Origin of the sequence: Paraburkholderia rhizosphaerae (genome assembly GCF_004366595.1) — a bacterium.
Taxonomy (GTDB): Bacteria; Pseudomonadota; Gammaproteobacteria; order Burkholderiales; family Burkholderiaceae; genus Paraburkholderia; species Paraburkholderia rhizosphaerae.
Genome location: NZ_SORE01000020.1, coordinates 117,832 through 137,159 on the forward strand (window position 1 = coordinate 117,832; position 19,328 = coordinate 137,159).

The following is a 19,328-nucleotide window of genomic DNA, read 5'->3' on the forward strand; positions in this document are numbered from 1 at the left end:
TCGACGAACGGCAAGCATCATGTTCCATCTGATCTTCTCCACGCTCGATAGCGCCGTGTCGGCGCTGCAAACGTCGTTGTACGAGAACGTCGTGCAGCCGCTGCTGTTTCACTTCGGCCTGATGGACTACGACGAAGACACGTACGACAGCCTGTATTGGGTGATCGTCGGCGTGTTCGAAGTACTCGCGATGTACGCGGTGCTGCGGCCGCTCGAAGCGCTGCGTCCAGTCGAAGAGTGGCAGGACCGCAAGGCAGTGCGTGTCGACGTGCTGTACACGTGGATCGCGAAGCTCGGCATCCTGAACCTGTTCTTCTTCTTCGCGCTGCAACCGTTTTTCGATGCGGTGCAAGGCTGGCTGCGGCTGCACAATATCGCCAACCTCGAAATCGACAACCTGTGGCCCGGCGTGACAACCATCCCTGTCGTCACGTTCGTGATCTATCTGCTGGTTCTCGATTTCGCCGGCTACTGGTATCACCGCTGGGAGCATCGCTTCGGTGTCTGGTGGGAACTGCACGCGGTGCATCATAGCCAGCGCCAGATGTCGCTTTGGTCCGACGATCGCAACCACCTGCTCGACGATCTTCTGCAAGCGTGCTTTTTCGCGCTGATTGCGCTGTTTATCGGCGTACCGCCTGCGCAGTTCGTCGTGCTGGTCGCAATCACGAATCTTGCGCAAAGCGTGCAGCACGCGAACATTCGTCTGTACTACGGCTGGCTCGGCGAACGGCTGCTGGTCAGCCCGACCTTCCACCGTCGTCATCATGCGATCGGCTACGGTCATGAAGGGCTCAAATACGGCTGCAATTTTGGCGTGCTGTTCCCGTGCTGGGACATGCTGTTTGGCAGCGCGTCGTGGAGCCGCGAGATGGAGCCGACCGGCATTCGCGACCAGCTCGACGGCCATCACTACGGCGACGGCTTTTTCGCCCAGCATTGGCTCGCATTTGTCCGCATTGCACGGCGCATCGTACCGAAGCGCCGTGCGCCCGGTAGCGATGCCGCGACGCTCTGACACAGCGCGGTCCGATTCATAAATCCCGCGAGTCCGCGGCCCCGCAGAGCCGCAGGCGATCGCTCAACCCCGCCTGGTCCCGCTTTACGCGTTTGGCCACCGCGAGTTACCGCGGATGTACCGCGTGGTTTATCCTTTCCACGTTCGTACGGTTTCTTTTCCCAACGTTTCTTTCACCGGCATCCGCTCGCATGAATGACCTGTTGCGCTCGTTCGGACGCGCGCTCGCCAGCGTGCTCCACCCGCGCATGCTCTGGCTGACCTTTGTGCCGTTCCTCGCGGCAGCGGTCGTCTGGGGCGCGATTCTGTGGTTTTCGTGGCAGACGCTGATCGGCGCGACCCGCACGTGGCTGGACGGCTGGTCGTTCACGAACACGCTCTACCATCTGTTCGACTGGCTCGGATTCTCGTCGCTGCATGCGGCGGTTGCGCCGTTTATCGTGATTGCGATCGCGATTCCGCTGATCGTCGTGTCGGTGCTACTGCTGATCGCGACGCTTTCGATGCCGACCGTCATCAAGCATCTGTCCGTGCGGCAATTCCCGAGCCTCGAAATGCGGCATGGCGGTACCTGGTATGGCAGCCTTGCGCATTCGCTGTGGACTACCTTCGTGTGTCTGGTCGTGCTGGTGATTACGCTGCCGTTATGGCTGATCCCGCCGTTTTTCGCGCTGATTCCGCCGCTGCTGTGGGGCTGGCTCACCTATCGCGTGATGACCTACGACGCGCTCGCGCTGCACGCGAGCAGCGACGAGCGGCGCATTCTCGTCCGGCGGCACCGGTTGCCGCTGCTACTGATCGGCGTCGCGAGCGGCTTGCTCGGTTCGCTGCCGACGCTGCTGTGGGCATCGTCGGTGTGGCTGATCGTGCTGTTTCCTGTGATGACCGCGGCGACCATCTGGATCTACGCGTTCATCCTCGTGTTTTCGGCGCTCTGGTTCGGCTACTACTGTCTGCGTGCGCTGCAGCGGCTGCGCGCGGAACAGCAGGGGCCGCACGGCACGGCGCCGGTTCCTTACTGATCCTGCACTTCAATTCGGGCATCTCACTTTACGAGGCGGCAATGGCATTTGGCGTGATCATCATCGGCGACGAAATCCTGTCGGGCAGACGGGTCGACAAGCATCTGCCGAAGGTCATCGAACTTCTGAAGGCGCGCGGCCTGCCGCTTGGCTGGGCCGAATACATCGGCGACGATCCGCAGCGGATCACCGACACGCTACGCCGCACCTTCGAGAGCGGCGACATCGTGTTTTCGACCGGCGGGATCGGCGCGACGCCCGACGATCACACGCGCCAATGCGCGGCCGCCGCGCTCGCGGTGCCGCTGGAACTGCATCCGGAAGCCGCGGTGCTGATTCGCGAGCGGATTCGCGAGATGCATCCGGCCGACGCGTCGAAGCCCGTCGACTATGACTCGCCGGAGAATCTGCACCGGCTCAATATGGGCACCTATCCACGCGGCGCGTCGATTATTCCGAACGGCTACAACAAGATTCCGGGCTTTTCGATCAAACATCATCATTTCGTGCCGGGCTTTCCGGTGATGGCGTGGCCGATGATCGAATGGGTGCTGGATACGCAGTACGCGCATCTTCATCATGCGACGCCGCACGCGGAAAAATCATTGCTGGTATTCGAGTTGCCGGAATCCACGCTGACGCCGCTGATGGAGAAGATCGAGGGCGACTTCCCTGGCGTGCGCGTGTTCAGCCTGCCCAGCGTCGGCGATGCAGAGCGAGGGGGCATCTACGCACGGCGCCATATCGACCTCGGCGTGAAAGGCGAGCCGGAAGCGGTTGCGGCGGCGTTCGTCAAGCTGCGCGAAGGCGTGCACCTGCTGGGCGGCGATATCGTTGAGTTGGAGCCGGCCGCGCCGCGCGCGTGAATGTCGCGGAAGTGAAGGGTGGTTCAGTGACGGTGACGGATGCGGGGCTCGCAGGCGCACGGGGCGAACCGCCGCGCGCACCGGGTAGCGCTGTCAGCCCTTTGAGCCGGTCTGGTTCGAGTCCGGCCCGGGCGATGCTTCGGGCAATATCATCAGGCGCCAATCCACGGCAAGCCGCGGAAGCACCACCCCGACACGGTCTTCCTGTGTCCCTGGCTGTCCTTGTCGCCTTCGAATCCCTCGAGCAGGTCCATCATCTTCGTGAACCCGGCCTGCGTCGCGGCGACGGCCGCCAGCTTCGAACGCGCGGCGCTGCGGCACAGCAGCAGCACCGGCGTGTCCGGCGTGGCGACCTGGCGCAACTGATCGACGAATTCCGCGTTCGGCACGGCGCCCGGATAGCGGGTCCACTCGATGTGCGCATACTGGCCGTCACCGACAAGCGGGCGGCCGACCCAATCGAGCTCCGCACGCGTGCGCACATCGACGAGCCGCACGCGCGGATCGAGTTCGAGCAGCTCGAACGCCTCTGCGGGGGAGAGCGCGCCCGCATAGGGAAGCTGATTGTCGATGCGGCGCTTGTCGGCCTGCGCGTATAACTGTTCGAGCGTGGTCATGACGGCGTGTCTCCTTTGGACCAAAGGATTATTCTAGCGCGCCGCGCATCGCGCGCGTACCGATGGCGCCGTCGCCGAATATCGTTCAGCCGCGGTATCGATAAGCCCCACAAAGGTGCAAAATATCGAATGTGCACCAAATTAAGGATTTGAGCGGCGGCGCACATTCGATGTGCACGCTATCGGTGCAAAACCTTGCACGGCAATTTATCGCCGTTCGCGCAAAACGTGCGACGATTCACAGCAACGGCGCGCCGGAGAATCCGACGCGCATCGTCGGCATATTGGTTGGCACGGAAGCTGCTTTTATCGGTGCCGTTCGGCTCCGCCCGCGTCGCAAATTAAAGCTGCAGAACCCTGTAGACGCGAGGCAACGGGTCAGCTAGATTGGCGGCGGCTGAAACCGCCGAATTCGTTAATCAGGAGATTAGGTTATGAGTAAATCCGTGGCCGACGTCATGCAACTCGTCAAGGACGAGGACGTCAAGTTTGTCGACTTCCGTTTTACCGACACGCGCGGCAAGGAACAGCACGTCTCGGTGCCGGTGTCGGCATTCGACGACGACAAGTTCGAAAGCGGCCATGCGTTCGACGGTTCCTCGATTGCGGGCTGGAAGGGCATCGAAGCATCGGACATGCTGCTCGTGCCGGATCCGAACACTGCCTTCGTCGATCCGTTCTACGAAGAATCGACCCTGGTGCTGACCTGCGACGTGATCGAACCGTCGGACGGCAAGGGCTACGAACGCGACCCGCGCTCGCTCGCGAAGCGCGCTGAAGCGTACCTGAAGAGCACCGGTCTGGGCGACACGGCATTCTTCGGTCCGGAACCCGAATTCTTCATTTTCGACTCGGTGCAGTGGAGCACCGATATGTCGGGCTGCTTCGTGAAGATCGGTTCGGAAGAAGCACCGTGGTCGTCGGCCAAGGAGTTCGAAGGCGGCAACACCGGTCACCGTCCGGGTCCGAAGGGCGGTTACTTCCCGGTTGCGCCGGTCGACACGTTCCAGGACATGCGCTCGGAAATGTGTCTGCTGCTCGAGCAGATCGGCATCCCGGTCGAAGTGCATCACCACGAAGTGGCGGGCCAAGGGCAGAATGAAATCGGCACGAAGTTCTCGACGCTCGTCGAGCGCGCCGACTGGACGCAGAAGCTGAAGTACATCGTGCACAACGTCGCGCACACGTACGGCAAGACGGCGACCTTCATGCCGAAGCCGGTGGTTGGCGATAACGGCTCGGGCATGCACGTTCACCAGTCGATCTGGAAGGACGGTCAGAACCTGTTCGCGGGCAATGGCTACGCCGGCCTGTCGGAATTCGCGCTGTACTACATCGGTGGCGTGATCAAGCATGCACGCGCGCTGAACGCGATCTCGAACCCGACGACGAACTCGTACAAGCGCCTGGTGCCGCACTTCGAAGCACCGGTGAAGCTCGCTTACTCGGCGCGCAACCGTTCGGCGTCGATCCGTATTCCGCACGTGAGCAATCCGAAGGGCCGCCGTATCGAAACGCGCTTCCCGGATCCGATGGCGAACCCGTACCTGCTGTTCTCGGCGCTGATGATGGCGGGTCTCGACGGCGTGCAGAACAAGATTCACCCGGGCGAAGCCGCCGACAAGAACCTGTACGACCTGCCGCCGGAAGAGGACGCAAAGATCCCGACCGTGTGTGCCGGCCTCGATCAGGCGCTCGAAGCGCTCGACAAGGACCGCGAGTTCCTGACGCGCGGCGGCGTGTTCACGGACGGCATGCTCGACGCTTACCTCGAACTGAAGGAAGCGGAACTGCAGCGCGTTCGCATGACCACGCACCCGGTCGAATTCGAACTGTACTACTCGCTGTAAGCGGCGATGCGCTTCGCCGTAGTTGGCGAAGCGCACGTCCCACGCTGACTAGAAGAACCCAAGGGACGGCACTGCCGTCCCTTTTTTGTTGGACCACGCGCAACGTTTGCGGCGCACGAGACGTGCGCTTCTTTATCGTCTCATTCACGCCGGACTGCATGATGGTACTGAAGAATCTGATCAAGGCTAGAAAAGGACAGGGCCAGGGCGAGCCGTTATCGGACGACGTGCAACTCGTCGAATCGGGGTTGCTGCTGGGCTTCGAAGCATTGCCGACGGTGGTGCTGGTGCTGGAAAAGCGCACGCTGCGCGTGGCGTTTGCGAATCCTTCCGCCGAATCGATGCTCGAACTGTCGCGCCGCCAGCTGACGCAGATGGCGTGGCACGACATCTTTTCGAATGCCGATGAACTGATGGAGACGATCGCGGCGATCGCCGATCACCGGTTCAACGCGACGCATCTCGATGCGGTGCTCGAACGGCCGGGGCATGAGCCGTTGCATGTGCATGCGGTGGTCGGTTTTCTGGAAAGCGCGCAGGATTACGTGCTGCTCGAACTATTCGAGAACGAGCGGCATTTGCGCACCGACCGTGAAGAGCGCATTCACGATCTGACCGCAGTCAACAAACAATTGATCCGCAATCTCGCGCACGAGATCAAGAACCCGCTCGGCGGCATCCGCGGCGCGGCGCAACTGCTCGAGTTCGAACTGGGCGCGCGCGAGCGCGACGAACTGCGCGAGTACACGCAGGTCGTGATCAAGGAATCGGACCGCTTGCAGACGCTAGTCGATCGTCTGCTTGAGCCGCATCGTCATCCGCATATTGTCGGCGACGTGAATATTCACGAGGTCTGCGAACGCGTGCGCGCGGTGATTCTCGCGGAGTTTCCGCGCGGGCTCACGGTCGTGCGCGACTACGACGTTAGCGTGCCGGACTTGCGCGGCGACAAGGAGCAGTTGATCCAGGCGGTGCTCAACATCGTGCGCAATGCAGCGGAAGCGCTGCGTGAACGGATCTCGCAAGGCGATGCGCGCATTGAATTGCGGACCCGCGTGGCACGCAAGGTGACGATTGCGAAGCGCCTGTGCAAGTTGGCATTGGACTTGCATATCATCGACAACGGGCCGGGCATTCCCGAAGAAATTCGCGATCGCATTTTTTATCCGCTCGTGTCGGGGCGCGAGGACGGCAGCGGTCTTGGATTGACGCTCGCGCAGACGTTCGTGCAACAACATGAAGGGCTGATCGAAGTGGAGAGCCGCCCGGGCCACACCGAGTTTCAGATATTGCTGCCGCTCGACAGCTAACACGCATGCGCCACAAGCGCGATGCGCGCCGATGCTGAACACGGCGCACCACAAGACTTCCGACGACCTATATGAAGCCGATCTGGATAGTAGACGACGACCAATCGATCCGTTGGGTACTTGAAAAAGCGCTCGCTCGCGAGAACTTCGCGACGCGCAGCTTTGCGAATGTGCGCGAGGCGGCGGGCGCACTCGAGCACGACAGTCCGCAAGTGCTGGTATCCGACATCAGGATGCCGGGCGGCTCCGGGCTCGAATTGCTGCAGACCGTGCGGGACCGCGTGCCCGGCTTGCCGGTAATCATCATGACTGCTTTCTCGGATCTCGATAGCGCAGTGGCCGCGTTCCAGGGCGGCGCGTTCGAGTATCTCGCGAAGCCGTTCGATGTCGACAAGGCGGTCGAACTGATCCGCCGCGCGGTCGACGAAAGCATGCGCGGCGAGCCGACGTGGGACGACCGCTTGGCCGAAGCGCCGGAGATGCTCGGGCAGGCGCCTGCGATGCAGGATATGTTCCGCGCGATCGGGCGGCTGTCGCATTCTGCGGCGACTGTGCTCATTACCGGCGAATCAGGCACCGGTAAGGAACTCGTTGCGCGTGCCTTGCACCGACATAGCCCACGCGCGAGCGGACCGTTCATTGCATTGAACACGGCGGCGATTCCAAAAGATCTACTGGAATCCGAACTATTTGGCCACGAGCGTGGCGCATTCACCGGCGCGCAGGCGATGCGCCAGGGGCGCTTCGAGCAGGCCGAAAACGGCACGCTGTTTCTCGATGAAATCGGCGATATGCCGTTCGACTTGCAGACCCGGCTATTGCGCGTGCTATCGGATGGGCAGTTTTATCGGGTCGGCGGACATAACCCGTTGCGCGCGAACGTGCGCGTGATCGCGGCGACGCATCAGAATCTTGAAGCGCGCGTGCGGCAGGGGTTGTTTCGCGAGGACTTGTATCACCGGCTCAATGTGATCCGGCTGCGCTTGCCGGCATTGCGCGAACGAAGCGAGGACATTCCGCTGCTGACGCGTCATTTCCTGCAGAAGAGCGCGCGCGATCTGGGAGTCGAGCCGAAACGCGTATCGGATGAGGCGCTCGCGTACATGACGTCGTTGCCGTTTCCGGGCAATGTGCGGCAACTCGAGAATCTCGCGAACTGGTTGACCGTGATGGCGCCTGCGCAGACGATCGAGATCAAGGATCTGCCGCCGGATCTGGTGTCGACGCAACCGACGCCGGTTGAAGCGACGAACGGCGCTGCGGTGACCGGCGTTGCGGCGGACATAGCCGCTGTCAACGGTGTGGGTGCAAGCGGCCTGTCAGCGCATACAGGTGGGGTGGTGGTGACACCCGGTGTGATGTCGCCGGCGCCGACGTCCGTGAGCGCATGGGAAGGCGGCTTGCGTACCGAAGTCGCGCGCTTGCTGCGCGAGAACTCGCCGGATGTAATGGACGAGTTGTCGCGTCGCTTCGAAGCCGCGGTGATACGCGAAGCGCTCGATTTCACGCGCGGGCGCAAAGTAGAAGCGGCAGAGCGGCTCGGTATCGGCCGCAATACGATCACACGCAAGATTCAGGAGCTGAATCTCGAGCCTTGATGCGACGGTTCTTCGACGTTCAAGCAGCAAACGACGGCTCGATGGTCCACACCATCGAGCCGTTTTTCATTCCGTCAATGCAACGACCGGCGCGTGATCGGACGGCTGGTCCCATTTGCGCGGCGTCTTGTCGACGTCGCAATGCGTGCAGCTTTCCGCGAGCGGCTTCGACAGCAGGATGTGGTCGATGCGCAGGCCCGCGTTGCGGCGGAACGCGAGCATCCGGTAGTCCCACCACGTGAAGGTTTTGTCCGGCTGATCGAAAAGACGGAACGAATCGACCAGGCCCAGTTCGATCAGACGCGCAAAGCCCGCACGTTCCTCCGGCGATACGAGGTTCTGGCCTTCCCATGCCTTTGGGTCGTGCACGTCGCGGTCTTCCGGCGCGATGTTGTAGTCGCCGAGCAGCGCGAGCTTCGGATGCTGCGCGAGTTCGCTCGAGATCCAGTCGCGCATTGCGTCGAGCCAGCGCAGCTTGTACGCGAACTTGTCGGTGCCGGGCGCCTGGCCGTTCGGGAAGTACGCGCTGATCACGCGAATGCCGTCGATCGTTGCGGCGATTACGCGCTGTTGCGGATCTTCGAAGCCGGGGATGTTGCGCACGACAGTTGCTTCGTCCACTTGCAGGCCGTTTCGCACGAGAATGCCGACGCCGTTATACGTCTTCTGGCCAGCGAACCAGCTGCGATAGCCTTTTTCCTCGAGCTCGGCGCGCGGGAATTTTTCATCGGGGAGCTTGAGCTCCTGGAGGCAGAGCACATCGGCCTGGCTGAGTTCGAGCCAGTCGACTACGTGCTGTTGGCGGACCTTCAGCGAGTTGACGTTCCAGGTGGCTAACTTCATTGCGCTTCTCGTTGATGGTGTGGGCGATGGTGCGTTCGCGTTGCGTATTGCGTTGCGTATTGCGTTGCGTGGAACAACGCACATGCGAATCTTACCGCGATCGGGTGCGGAGACTATCGAAGGTCGGTTGATCGAACGCGCGGGCGCGAGTGTTCACGGATTCCTCTCGTTGATTTGCGAAGAATCTGAATTATGGTTTGACGGATTGCAGACTGATTCAGTACAATTCGCTTCCTCTGACGCGGGGTGGAGCAGTCTGGCAGCTCGTCGGGCTCATAACCCGAAGGTCACAGGTTCAAATCCTGTCCCCGCAACCAAGTATTTCAAGGCTTCTAGCCAGGTCGTGCGTCGCGTGTGAGTTGCCCGATTTACGGTTAGGGCAATCCGAGGGCAAATCGCGCGCATTTTCGGCGAGCGATTGCGACTCCTGAACCCGCCTCGAGCGGGTTTTTTGTTGCCTGTCCGTTTCGTGGGCGACGGTCTGCTGCCCGTTGAACACGGATACATTGCTTCAATGGCTGGCTATGCAACCTGATGTGGCATTCGATTCGTCGTCGTCCAGTCCGCCAGAATCTGCTGCGCCAGAAAATCACACGGCGGTCTTGCCGACCGCGCACTACGCGCGAGCACCACTTCGAGTTCCGCCAGCGGCGGTAGACCTTCAGCCTCTCCCAATTGCACGAGGTGTTTCGGCACACTGCACAGCGCGAGCGGCGCGAGTGCGAGTCCGGCTTCAACCAGCGCCGCGTTTGGAATAACTGCGCGGTTCGTGGCGATTCCCGGTGCGTGCCGCATCCTTGCGGCCTGTGGTGCGCTTTACCCGCTGCGTGGCAGGCGCTCGGGCCCGGTGGCCGCTCGCCGCTGCAAATCACGGAGGTTCAGATCGACAGGCCGCGGCCTGCTCGCAAATGCGCGCGGCGACCAGCTTGCTGAATCCGAAGCTCGCGCCAGTCTTCCTGTCGCTGCTGCCGCAGTTTATCGACTAAGGCGAGGGTCGCGTGTTCCGGCAGTCGCTGACGCCGGGCAGTTCACTGATTCTTGCGTTTGAGTCCGCCGATGCGTTGGTCGCCACTTTGATGCGTGGCATTGGCACGCGTAGGCTATGCGTGTGCGGAGTTATGGTCACGACAGCGGCAGTTCCGCGTTCGCGTTTGGCGATCGATCTTCGGTGTCGCATCATTTTAGTGTCTTGGACGATCAATACGATCGCGGTCGCATCAACCGACCAACTCGATTCGTAATTGAACGGAGTCCGCCCTGCAATGCCAAACACTACAGAAGCATCATCGTCATTCGTTCCTATGCAGTTTCCGGGAACGCCATCGCATCAGCCAGCAAACGAATCCGGCGAAACCACGGTGAGTTCAAGTAAGGCACCACTGAACCATCCTTCATTCGAGAGATTGACGCCACGGTCGACGGCTCCGACGCCGTCGCACGGCGCCAGACGCCACGCCACATTGCCGCCTAATACGCCTGGTGGAAGTCGGACTTTCAAGAAAGGTGCTGCGTCGGTTCCCGGAGGCGCATCGACCGACCGCGAGCCTGCGGTGCATGACACCCCGGTGAGTGACAGCGATGTGCGCCACCTGGCATACTTGAACGACGGGAACGACTTATACGACTTGGGCGATGCGAGCAATACGAGCGATACCAGCGCAATCGCAAGCTCGCCGAACGTGCCCAAAACATGGCAGCTTTCACAGCACTTGCCGGTACTGGAAGCCAGGTTGGAAGAGCAGCGAACGCGAGAAGTCGATACCGTAGCCCTTGCTGGAGTTCTCAATGAGGTGCGATTTCATCCACTCAATTCCAACAAAGTGGCTGGAACTGTACCCAAGAACAACACACTTGTCCGCGGCATCTCGGACGCGCAACTCAGACAGTGGTACGCGGCGCTGGGCATATCCGACGAGCAGATCAAAGGAATGCGAAAAGCCGCACTGATGGCGGGCCTCATGATTCCGACCAGTGGTTCGGTGTTCAGTCTGATCAGCTACATGCTTATTCCTTTCGCGACCCAAAATGTCAAGAATCCATGGATCTCGGCGGGCGTCAGCCTTGCGGTGGTCGCGGCGCAGCCGTTTGCCACGTCGTTCATGCAGTCTTTGGTTATCGGAGGAATTGACTATTACAGACGCCGCACGAACGTCGATTTGAAGGTGGACAAAACGACCATCAATTCGAGCGCAACACAGTCCGAAATTAAACAGAACATCGAAGAAAACGCCAAAAGGGCGCGCGACAGTGAGCAGAAGATTACTGAGCTGCTCGATAGGTACAACCTGCGCAATGCGGACGGGCTGGTTGATGCCGATATCGACGAGATCAATGCGAAGCTTTCAAAAGAAGATCTGGAGGAACTGACTGAAAATTGCAGGGTGCATCTGGATAACGTGATGACGCTTTGCGCACACTCAGGTCAGATGCATGCGCTCGACGGCGCGCACTATCGTCAGTTCGAGTCGAGCATTTTGCAGATCATACCCCGCACGGTGCGCGCCGGCAGCGGTGCGCTCGCGCCAATTGCTAAAATGCCGGGCGCCAATGCGCCTCATTCGGTCCTGGACGAAATCCCTCACAAATTTTCACCGAAAAGCGTGACGGCAATGACGGTTTCCATCGCTGTATTTAGCATCGTGTTGCAGCATGTGCTGGCCGCGAAAGACGAGCTCAATGGACTCACGTACGAGCACAAGCTGAACATGCTGCATGCCGATATCTTCACGACGACAGGAAAGAATGCGGCGTATCTAAGGGGAGAAATAAAACCGGAGGACATCGACAAAGACAAGTGCAGGGATATGGTGATGCTTCCGGAGGCGACGATGGTGCTACGCGTTGCCGACCAGCTCGACGCAGAACTGAAGAAATTGAAGCAGGAAAAGGAAAAACTGGTTAAAGCGAAAGACGCCAACAAAGGAGACGGTCAGGCAACACACGACGTGGAGGCCGCGAAGATCTCTGCGTTAGAGACGGAAATCGAAGCTTATGAGGAAGACGTCAAGAGCCTCCGTAAGCTCACATTGCCAAACTCTATGAGTGACCGTACGAAGGAATTGCTGGAAGACGCGCTGAATGGTTCATTGAGCTTTGCGGCAAGGGAGGCATGGGGAAAGCTGACAAAGCCCCTCGAATACGTGTCGCAATTTATACAGCGGCTAGGGCAGACATTAACTCTCCTGGTCCTTGGCAGCGCTGGAGCAACGGCGGGAGGGCGCCTGGCCATCGCGGCGCGTGGAGGCAGCAGCAAGGTTTCATTGGCCGAGCAGTTTTATATCTCTATTGCCGGCATGGTGGTCGGATTCCTTGCGGCGATAACTCAAGCTTCTGTAACCAACATCAAGAATCAACGTCGGGACGCCAGCGCTGATAAACCAATGAGTTGGTTGACGCAACTTGGTAAAGGTACATTGGCGCCACTGTTCTGGATGGCCAATGAGCTACAGAGTCAGTGGGGTCGGTCCGCAGCCAGCGACGCGTTCGACGACGTCACCCCCTTCATGCAACAAGCGAGGGAGTTGAACGCCTGTCTCGAACGCCTCGCTGAATTGTCCGATTCTCCCTTTGCCGGGATAGGGTCACTGGACGACATCGATGCAGCTGACGCCGGTAGCGTGTTTGTTCCGGATCGCTAAGTGTTTGTTGCGGATCGCTAACTTGGGAGAAGAATCCATGCGCGCAGGTGGCCGCGTCGAAATCACGCCTTGGGCGTGATGCCGCAGCACGCGGAAGCAATGAATCAACTTGCCCTTGCCGGCGGCTGCTATATTCCAGGCAGCAGCCGGCGCCGGGCATGTCGGTCACCGGCGCGATGATGAACCGGCAGGGGAAGCGCCCCGGTCACCCGGCGCTGACCTCCGCGTCGATTGTCGAACGGGTGCACAAAGCGGAGGCCTCAAAGGTCAAGCTGTCTAAAGAAGTGGATTACCTCACGACTGACAAAGAGTCGTAACCCGAAAGGGCGGCGAGCCGCGACGCAGTCAGGCGAGGCTGCCCGCGCGGGACCGATGCCCGATTCGGCCGTCTTGCATTTACGCCGGTGGCTGAGGTTTCCGGCCGACCGCTTCGTAGTGACCGCCGAGATCCCAGACCACGAGCCGATGGGTGAAGTCGTGCTCTGGTTTGCCATCCGCAAAGAACGTTCCCAGTTTGTACACGGGATGTTCATCTCTGCCGGCCTGGACGACGGCGACCGCGACGTTCAGGTTATAGCGTGTGTTGATTATATTCAGCAGCGACGAAGCGCAGCCGTTCCGCTGTTTGTCAAGTAACAGCTTCCGTTTGCGATCATCGGTGCGATTCAGGTCGCTTTGACGAATACCATCAACAGACTTGTCATACTCGGCGCGGATCGCGCGCACTTCGTCGTCAAGACTTGCGTAGCGCCAATGCGGTTCGAGTTGCTGCACTAGCGCATAGATCGCGCAATTGTTGTCTTTTCCAGAATTTTCGATTGCGTACAATCCCTTGCTTTCGAGATGCATCCGGAATTCTTTATTGGGCTCGGATAGCGCAAGCATTGCTTCCTCGTCGCTTAGCCCAGCTTTCGATTGCTCTTGTCCAATATGCGAGGCAGGGGTATCGGGAACAGCCGGCCGAACGCGGCGCTGCGCGGGGTCCGTTGTGTTGTCCTCACATATCAGTTTTTGAAATGCATAGTCATTGAGACTGCGCTGGATACCGTCGTTCAGTGCAGCGCGGGTGGCCTCGTTCAGCTCTTGTGGCGAGCCGCAGTTTAGCGCGATCCATTGCTCTGTCGACAAGAAGCTCTCGATCTTTGGGTTAATGTTCCTTTCCCGGAACGATTGCAGGTCTCGCAGAGGACTATTTGACTTCGAAGGAGGGGGCCGGGACTTGATGGGCGTTTCGTGTCCATGGCGCGAGCCGGGCGGCATGGTGTAATCGCTAGAGCCGCTGGTGGTTCTGCCGTAGCTGCTGAATCGCTCCGAGTTGTCTAGCGGGTCTGCCACGTTGCGGTCACTCCGTGTCCGAGTATGTGAAGGCGCGCATCGGGCCGTCGCGGTTGATCGTGAACACGGAGCGCAAATGCGTGCGTGGTCAGCCGAAGTTTAGCGGCCCGCATGAGCTGCCCGCAACGCGCGGCGCGAAGCATGAGCAGACGACGCGAAGCCCGATCATGCGCAGCAATGCGAGCGCTCGCATGACGCTATGGGGCGTCGACCGGTACGCGGCGTGCGCGGGTTGCAACCACGCGATGCGTGAAAGCCGGCGGGGATTCGTGCGGCGCACGCGTGATCGCGAACAGCAGTGCGTCGCCGGCCGCCAGATTGCGGTTGGGCCTTGGCTCCCAGTTCACGAGCTTGGCTTCGAGCGTGAAACCGAGCCGGGTCATCGTGCTGGCCGCGTCGCCTTCGGGTGCACAGTACGCGTGAATGCGGCACAGTTGCGGCTGCGCCAGCAGCCAGCCGATTAGTTTGAGCAGCGTGGCAAGCCCTGCGCGACGTCGGCGATGGCCTTCACGGCGGCTCGTGATCACGCCAATTTCCGCACGCGGTGGCGTCGGCTGCAGTTCGATGGCGGCGACGAGGCGACCGGTGTCCCGGTCTTCCATCGCCCATGTGAAGCAGGTTCGGCTGCTCCATCCCAGGCGACAACTGCGGATGAATGTGCGCGTTTCCTCCGCGTTGCGATGGGTCGGAAACGGCAGCCATTCGGTTACCGAAGGGTCGCCCAGCAGCGCATCGAATAGCGCATCGGCGTCGGCATCGGTGAAGGGTCGCAGCCGCAGTTCGTCGGTTTCGATAATCGTCGGCGGGCAAAAAGTATTCATTGACGCTCCTTGCATCGGCATCGAGTGTGCGCACTTCAGCGCGCGAGCGTCTCGGACGGTGCCTCCTTGTACATCTTGCGATAACCGTTGAGCAGCGTCGAGCGGTGCTGCACGCCCCAGCGGTTGGCGATTTGCAGCACGCTCGACCCATGCGAATCGTCAGCCATCAGCTCGTCGCGGATGTGCTCCATGCGCCTGCGGCGAATCAGTTCGCTTGGCGACAATCCGAGGTGGGCCTTGAAGGCGGCCTGCAACGCGCGCTCGGTGACGCCTATGTAAGTCGCCACCTCGCGTACCGACAGGTCCGGGCGTTCGAGGTTTTCGATCAGGTAGCGATACGCGCGGCGATATTTGCCGGGCAGTCGCGCACTGATGTCGTCGGGAGCGGGCTGCACGCGCTCGGCGGCCGTGGTGGGCAGCGTGGCACTGTCGGCGCGCACGTGTTTCATCGACATCAGTGCATAGCGGCCGTACAACTGCGAGGATTCGTGCAACCGCCCCTGTTGCTGGCGCATTTTGGACTGGCAGTACAGATATTCGAGGTACCAACGCGTATGCTGGTTGCCTTGCATCGGCGTGTCGCGGAACATGTGCAGCATCGTTTCGGCGATGTTCGGCGCTTTGCCCGCGAGTGCGCCGAGCGCGACTTCGATACGCAAACTGCGATGGTAGTCGTCGAGGCCGGCGGCGACGCTCCAGCGTAAATGAGCGTCGATCTGGCCGAGCGCCGCGTGGCCTCCGCGCGATAGCGCCGGCAGATGTTGCAGAAAATCGGTACGCCGCGTGAGTACGGCGATTGCGGGCGTGTGCTCATCCGACAGTGTCGGCATGCCGTCGCCCACATGAAAGGGCATGAATTCGAGAATCACCGAATGCCAGTAGATGTGGTCGGCAAGCTGCGCCGATGCGCGCAGCCGGTATTGCACGAGCAGATCCAGGCGCAACGTATCGATAAGCCGGAGCCAGCGATTGTCCGCTACGGTTGAGGCCAGCTGCGACATCGCTTCCAGCCGGCTGCGGACGCCGTCGAGGCGGCCCAGATCGAACAGCACCAGCGCGGCGCCGACGAGGCTTTCGAGACGTTGCACGCTGCTTGCCTCATCGTCGTCGATGATGCGCTTGAAGCACATCAGGGCCGTGCCCAGATGATTCTGGAACAGCGCCTGCCAGCCCGCATTACGGCACAGCGCCGCGCGCATCGAGCTGCGCTCGCTGCGCATCGCCTTCTGCGCGCGCCGATACATTTCTTCCGCGTCTTCATGGCGGCCTAGCACCAGTTGCACGTCCGCATACGCCTGCAGTTCGGCACGGCTGGGCACGTCGCCGGGACGGTCATGGTCCACTCGCGCGGCGGCCACGACGGCGGCGTCCTGAAACTGGCCCGCGAGCATCTTCATGCAGTACGTCGACGTAGGATTTGACGATGAAAGAGCGGAGGCAACTGCGAAGTACAAGGTGGACGACATGGTGCAGCTCCTGCAGGACGATTCGTTGAGGAAAACGACAATGCGATGGTGTCGTTCGTTAGACGTATCGTTGCACCCGGTGCGAATGTGCTCAGCAGTTTTTGACGTTCTGTTACTTTCGGCGGAATGGGCGGAAGAGGGGGCGAACGCTTTCGCGGCACACCCGACGCCCAAAATGCAGCGGCACACAAGACTCGCGTCCTGTGTGCCGTTGAACGGCTATGCGACGCATCGCGCGATGACACGTTGCGATACGCGCATCTCTGTGCTCAATGCCTGGACAGTTCGTAATATTTCTGGGCTAGCTCCTTCCAGAATTGTAGGACGCCCGCGAACATGTTGAGCATGACGCTACGGAATTGCTCCAACAGGTGCATGCGTCGCTGGAGATCGTGCAGCTCCTCAATGCTTCCCTGCTGCGAATGCGATGGCGGCGAATAGGGCGGCGGCGGATAGGGCGGGGGCGAATCATGAATAGGGTCGTGCGGGGGTAGCTTTCCCTTCTCGCTATCCAGCCCATGCGCCCCGCCTGGATACGCTGGCAGTTCCAGCTGCGGTGGGTAGTCCGGATCCGGCGCGCCTTTTCCTGTCTTGTGATCCGCTGGGGGATCCGTATCTTCGATGCCAAACGCCTCGTCGAAGGAGACGTGAGTCGGATGCGTCGCGTGGCGTCGCTGGGAAGGCCGTTCGGAATTGTGGGGGCTGGGCGAGCGGGTCATGCCGGGGTCTTCTGCCGGGTCCGGGAAATGATCGAGGAGGGAGAGACTTTGCCGACTCTGCGACCTCGAGGACGCGGGCGTTTCAACGTAGGTGTTCCCGTCGTGTGTTTGAGAATGCGATGAATGGGTAGACGATTGGACATCGTCGGGGCTGGTCGGCCGGGTCATGCTGGTGGAGTGCAACCCGTTCAGAAGGTGCTGGATGTCGCCCGGTTGCCACGCTTTCGAGGGGCTCGGGGAATGGATAGCGGAATCAGCCCGCATGCTGGCCGGCGGTGCAGGCGCGTGTCCCATTGGCCGCCCGCTCGGGAGGCGGTTGGCTCGGGCGGAGGGGCGACTCGAAAGTGACGTTGCACGTGAGCCGGTGTCAGCGTTGCGAGGCGAAATTCCCGATAATGCCGGGGGAGTCGACATCGTGCTCGATGCCAGCGGTGTGCGAACGAAACCGCTGGCCTCATTGTTCCCTTCGGAGTGATCCCTGAGGGTACTGTCAGGGCTATCTGTCACATAAACGTGACCTACTTCATTCCCGTCACCCACGTGCTTCTCCATGAAAGATGTGGCGTTTTTGCGCGGGCTGTGCATGCGTTGCCTGACTGTCCGCCATTGCAGCTTTATAGGCGCGTGCCGTCGTGCATGCCGCATGTCACGCGAAGCCGGGCTGCGTGATCCGAATCCGCCCTGTCGCGCTCACATCTCTAATGTCGGCGAGCCGAAGCCTGTGTCGGGGACACGAAGCAAGCTGCGTATTCAGGCACCACCATGGTGGACTTGATTCATTGGCATCGCTAATTTGCATAGCGATGCCGGCATGCCTCGTGACACGAGTGCGGCGCAAGCGCGCTTGCACGCAACGCGCGCGGTGTAGCCACACCGCTGCCGGCCCCAACCTTTTCGATGGAGAGGACCGGACAGATGATTCGCGTAAGCCCCTGTTGCCCAGCATCCCTGCGCCGCCACGGCAGCCGCGTCGCGCTTGCCGCGTGGTGCGCTTTCCTGTGCATCAGCCGTCCCGCACTCGCCGACTGTTTCGACACCGCAGCGTCCTATCAAGGCGTCAGCGCGCTGGTGCTGCGCGCCATCGCGTGGGTCGAGTCGCGCGGTAATCCGGCGGCGGAGCATCGCAACGCGAACGGCTCCGTCGACATCGGCGAGCTGCAGATCAACTCGATTCACCTTCGCGAACTGGCCAGCTTCGGCATCGGCGCACAGGCGCTGCGCGACGAATGCGTGAACATCTACGTCGCCGCGTGGCACCTCAAGAAAAAGATGGTCAAGTACGGCAATACCTGGAACGCGGTCGGTGCGTACCACTCCGAAAGCCCGAAACTGCGCGACGCGTATGCGCAGTCGATCCAGCGGACATTGACCCAGTGGGGCGTATGGTCGGCGCCGCGCTGAGGCGAGCCGGCACTGCAGAAGGTCGGCACTGTCGTTTCAGGCGCTGGATATCCGTCGCCCTTCGGCTGCGCTACTGCCGCGCGGCCGCACCGACCGCCGTCGTCATGCGCAAGTCGGGCCCGGTCATTTGCATGCAGGTACGATTTAATGAGTGATCCAGACAAAATTACGAAATCTACCCGCCGCGCCGAACCCCGGCAGCATGCAGCGTTGTTCGGCCAACGGCCGGTCACCGTATGGTTGACGGGTCTGAGCGGCGCGGGCAAGTCGACGCTCGCGGCCGCGTTGGCGCAGCGCCTTATCGCGCTCGGCCGGGCCTGCTGCACGCTCGACGGCAACGTGCTAAGCAGCGGCTTGAGCCGCGACCGGGGCTTCTCACCGGCCGAACGCATCGCGAACATCCGTCGCGCCGCCGCACTCGCACGGCTTCTGAACGACAACGGATTGATCGTCATTGCCGCGTTCATGTCGCCGAGTCGGGCCGAACGCTCGCTTGCGCGGTCCATCGTCGGCGTGACGCGCTTTGTCGAGGTTCACGTCAGCACACCGCTGGGCGTTTGTGAAGCGCGCGATCCGAAAGGGCTCTACAAACGGGCTCGCGCAGGCGAGCTGCGTCCGTTCATCGGCATCGACACGCCGTATGAAGCGCCGTCGTCGCCCGCGCTCACCATCGATACCAGCGCGCGCGATCGTGCGAGGTGCGTCGACCATCTGCTTGCAACGCTTGCACCGATGATCGCGCCGTCCGCGCGGCGCCGTGCACGAACGGCTGATGATTCACGAGCGCCGTCCAGCGAACGGCCGCCACTGGCCACATGAGGAAA

16 protein-coding genes, 1 tRNA gene and 1 pseudogene are annotated in these 19,328 nt (G+C 61.1%); 11 read left to right on the forward strand and 7 right to left on the reverse strand.

All coding sequences use genetic code 11. From position 1 onward, the window contains the following. The first annotated feature begins 19 nt into the window (after nt 1-19). From BX592_RS23910 to BX592_RS23920, 3 genes are all read left to right on the forward strand, one after another. A complete protein-coding gene (locus BX592_RS23910) occupies nt 20-1,018 on the forward strand; it encodes a sterol desaturase family protein (RefSeq protein WP_134195200.1) in 999 nt (332 codons plus the stop codon). A 191-nt stretch (nt 1,019-1,209) separates the two neighbouring features. Further along, nucleotides 1,210-2,040 (forward strand): EI24 domain-containing protein, encoded by an 831-nt coding sequence (locus BX592_RS23915; protein ID WP_134195202.1) that lies wholly within the window; start codon nt 1,210-1,212, stop codon nt 2,038-2,040. A gap of 41 nt (nt 2,041-2,081) precedes the next feature. Continuing rightward, nucleotides 2,082-2,906, forward strand: a complete 825-nt coding sequence (locus BX592_RS23920; RefSeq protein ID WP_134195204.1) for a competence/damage-inducible protein A — start codon at nt 2,082-2,084, stop codon at nt 2,904-2,906. Between the two features lie 152 nt (nt 2,907-3,058). Here the strand turns inward: BX592_RS23920 and BX592_RS23925 are convergent, their stop codons facing one another. Next, a complete protein-coding gene (locus BX592_RS23925) occupies nt 3,059-3,523 on the reverse strand; it encodes a rhodanese-like domain-containing protein (RefSeq protein ID WP_134195206.1) in 465 nt (154 codons plus the stop codon). A gap of 434 nt (nt 3,524-3,957) precedes the next feature. On the opposite strand from BX592_RS23925, the gene glnA reads away from it, so the two are divergent. The 3 genes from glnA (at nt 3,958) to ntrC (ending at nt 8,281) form a co-directional block, all read left to right on the forward strand. After that, nucleotides 3,958-5,373, forward strand: a complete 1,416-nt coding sequence (gene glnA, locus BX592_RS23930; protein WP_134195208.1) for a type I glutamate--ammonia ligase — start codon at nt 3,958-3,960, stop codon at nt 5,371-5,373. A gap of 161 nt (nt 5,374-5,534) precedes the next feature. Beyond that, entirely contained in the window at nt 5,535-6,683 is a 1,149-nt protein-coding gene (gene glnL, locus BX592_RS23935; protein WP_134195276.1) for a nitrogen regulation protein NR(II), read from the forward strand. A gap of 71 nt (nt 6,684-6,754) precedes the next feature. Further along, on the forward strand, nt 6,755-8,281 hold the full coding sequence (gene ntrC / locus BX592_RS23940; protein WP_134195211.1) for a nitrogen regulation protein NR(I): 1,527 nt from the start codon (nt 6,755-6,757) through the stop codon (nt 8,279-8,281). A gap of 66 nt (nt 8,282-8,347) precedes the next feature. Here ntrC and xth read toward each other — a convergent pair whose 3' ends face one another. After that, nucleotides 8,348-9,124 (reverse strand): exodeoxyribonuclease III, encoded by a 777-nt coding sequence (gene xth, locus BX592_RS23945; protein WP_134195213.1) that lies wholly within the window; start codon nt 9,122-9,124, stop codon nt 8,348-8,350. Between the two features lie 240 nt (nt 9,125-9,364). Here xth and BX592_RS23950 point away from each other — a divergent pair. After that, nucleotides 9,365-9,441 (forward strand) — tRNA-Met (locus BX592_RS23950). Nucleotides 9,442-9,646: 205 nt separating this feature from the next. On the opposite strand, the pseudogene BX592_RS23955 reads toward BX592_RS23950, so the two are convergent. Continuing rightward, nucleotides 9,647-9,868 (reverse strand): annotated as a pseudogene (locus tag BX592_RS23955) (hypothetical protein); the annotation flags it as partial. A 518-nt stretch (nt 9,869-10,386) separates the two neighbouring features. Between BX592_RS23955 and BX592_RS23960 the strand changes: the two are divergent. Further along, the gene (locus BX592_RS23960) at nt 10,387-12,762 is read left to right on the forward strand and encodes a hypothetical protein (RefSeq protein ID WP_134195215.1); all 2,376 of its coding nucleotides are present in this window, start codon (nt 10,387-10,389) and stop codon (nt 12,760-12,762) included. A gap of 158 nt (nt 12,763-12,920) precedes the next feature. Continuing rightward, nucleotides 12,921-13,079, forward strand: a complete 159-nt coding sequence (locus BX592_RS33980) for a hypothetical protein (protein WP_166676441.1) — start codon at nt 12,921-12,923, stop codon at nt 13,077-13,079. 79 nt (nt 13,080-13,158) lie between these two features. Here BX592_RS33980 and BX592_RS23965 read toward each other — a convergent pair whose 3' ends face one another. From BX592_RS23965 to BX592_RS23980, 4 genes are all read right to left on the reverse strand, one after another. Beyond that, nucleotides 13,159-13,890 carry a hypothetical protein gene (locus tag BX592_RS23965; protein WP_134195217.1) on the reverse strand — a complete coding sequence of 244 codons (732 nt, stop codon included), beginning with the start codon at nt 13,888-13,890 and terminating at the stop codon, nt 13,159-13,161. 404 nt (nt 13,891-14,294) lie between these two features. Beyond that, nucleotides 14,295-14,918, reverse strand: coding sequence for a GNAT family N-acetyltransferase (locus BX592_RS23970; RefSeq protein WP_166676442.1), 624 nt, complete (start codon nt 14,916-14,918; stop codon nt 14,295-14,297). Nucleotides 14,919-14,953: 35 nt separating this feature from the next. Beyond that, complete coding sequence (locus BX592_RS23975; RefSeq protein WP_134195221.1) at nt 14,954-16,384, reverse strand: helix-turn-helix domain-containing protein; 1,431 nt, start codon at nt 16,382-16,384, stop codon at nt 14,954-14,956. A 269-nt stretch (nt 16,385-16,653) separates the two neighbouring features. After that, a complete protein-coding gene (locus tag BX592_RS23980) occupies nt 16,654-17,103 on the reverse strand; it encodes a hypothetical protein (protein WP_134195223.1) in 450 nt (149 codons plus the stop codon). Between the two features lie 915 nt (nt 17,104-18,018). Here BX592_RS23980 and BX592_RS23985 point away from each other — a divergent pair. Then, on the forward strand, nt 18,019-18,504 hold the full coding sequence (locus tag BX592_RS23985) for a lytic transglycosylase domain-containing protein (protein ID WP_134195226.1): 486 nt from the start codon (nt 18,019-18,021) through the stop codon (nt 18,502-18,504). 147 nt (nt 18,505-18,651) lie between these two features. Then, nucleotides 18,652-19,323 (forward strand): adenylyl-sulfate kinase, encoded by a 672-nt coding sequence (cysC, locus tag BX592_RS23990; protein ID WP_134195228.1) that lies wholly within the window; start codon nt 18,652-18,654, stop codon nt 19,321-19,323. Nucleotides 19,324-19,328 lie beyond the last annotated feature (5 nt).

Bases quoted from the DNA above. Each gene is read 5' to 3' on its own strand.
- BX592_RS23985 (WP_134195226.1), top strand. From the start codon at position 18,019: ATGATTCGCGTAAGCCCCTGTTGCCCAGCATCCCTGCGCCGCCACGGC.
- glnA (WP_134195208.1), top strand. From the start codon at position 3,958: ATGAGTAAATCCGTGGCCGACGTCATGCAACTCGTCAAGGACGAGGAC.
- BX592_RS23910 (WP_134195200.1), top strand. From the start codon at position 20: ATGTTCCATCTGATCTTCTCCACGCTCGATAGCGCCGTGTCGGCGCTG.
- ntrC (WP_134195211.1), top strand. From the start codon at position 6,755: ATGAAGCCGATCTGGATAGTAGACGACGACCAATCGATCCGTTGGGTA.
- BX592_RS23915 (WP_134195202.1), top strand. From the start codon at position 1,210: ATGAATGACCTGTTGCGCTCGTTCGGACGCGCGCTCGCCAGCGTGCTC.
- BX592_RS23920 (WP_134195204.1), top strand. From the start codon at position 2,082: ATGGCATTTGGCGTGATCATCATCGGCGACGAAATCCTGTCGGGCAGA.
- BX592_RS23925 (WP_134195206.1), bottom strand. From the start codon at position 3,523: ATGACCACGCTCGAACAGTTATACGCGCAGGCCGACAAGCGCCGCATC.
- glnL (WP_134195276.1), top strand. From the start codon at position 5,535: ATGGTACTGAAGAATCTGATCAAGGCTAGAAAAGGACAGGGCCAGGGC.
- BX592_RS23980 (WP_134195223.1), bottom strand. From the start codon at position 17,103: ATGACCCGCTCGCCCAGCCCCCACAATTCCGAACGGCCTTCCCAGCGA.
- BX592_RS33980 (WP_166676441.1), top strand. From the start codon at position 12,921: ATGTCGGTCACCGGCGCGATGATGAACCGGCAGGGGAAGCGCCCCGGT.
- xth (WP_134195213.1), bottom strand. From the start codon at position 9,124: ATGAAGTTAGCCACCTGGAACGTCAACTCGCTGAAGGTCCGCCAACAG.
- cysC (WP_134195228.1), top strand. From the start codon at position 18,652: ATGAGTGATCCAGACAAAATTACGAAATCTACCCGCCGCGCCGAACCC.
- BX592_RS23975 (WP_134195221.1), bottom strand. From the start codon at position 16,384: ATGTCGTCCACCTTGTACTTCGCAGTTGCCTCCGCTCTTTCATCGTCA.
- BX592_RS23970 (WP_166676442.1), bottom strand. From the start codon at position 14,918: ATGAATACTTTTTGCCCGCCGACGATTATCGAAACCGACGAACTGCGG.
- BX592_RS23960 (WP_134195215.1), top strand. From the start codon at position 10,387: ATGCCAAACACTACAGAAGCATCATCGTCATTCGTTCCTATGCAGTTT.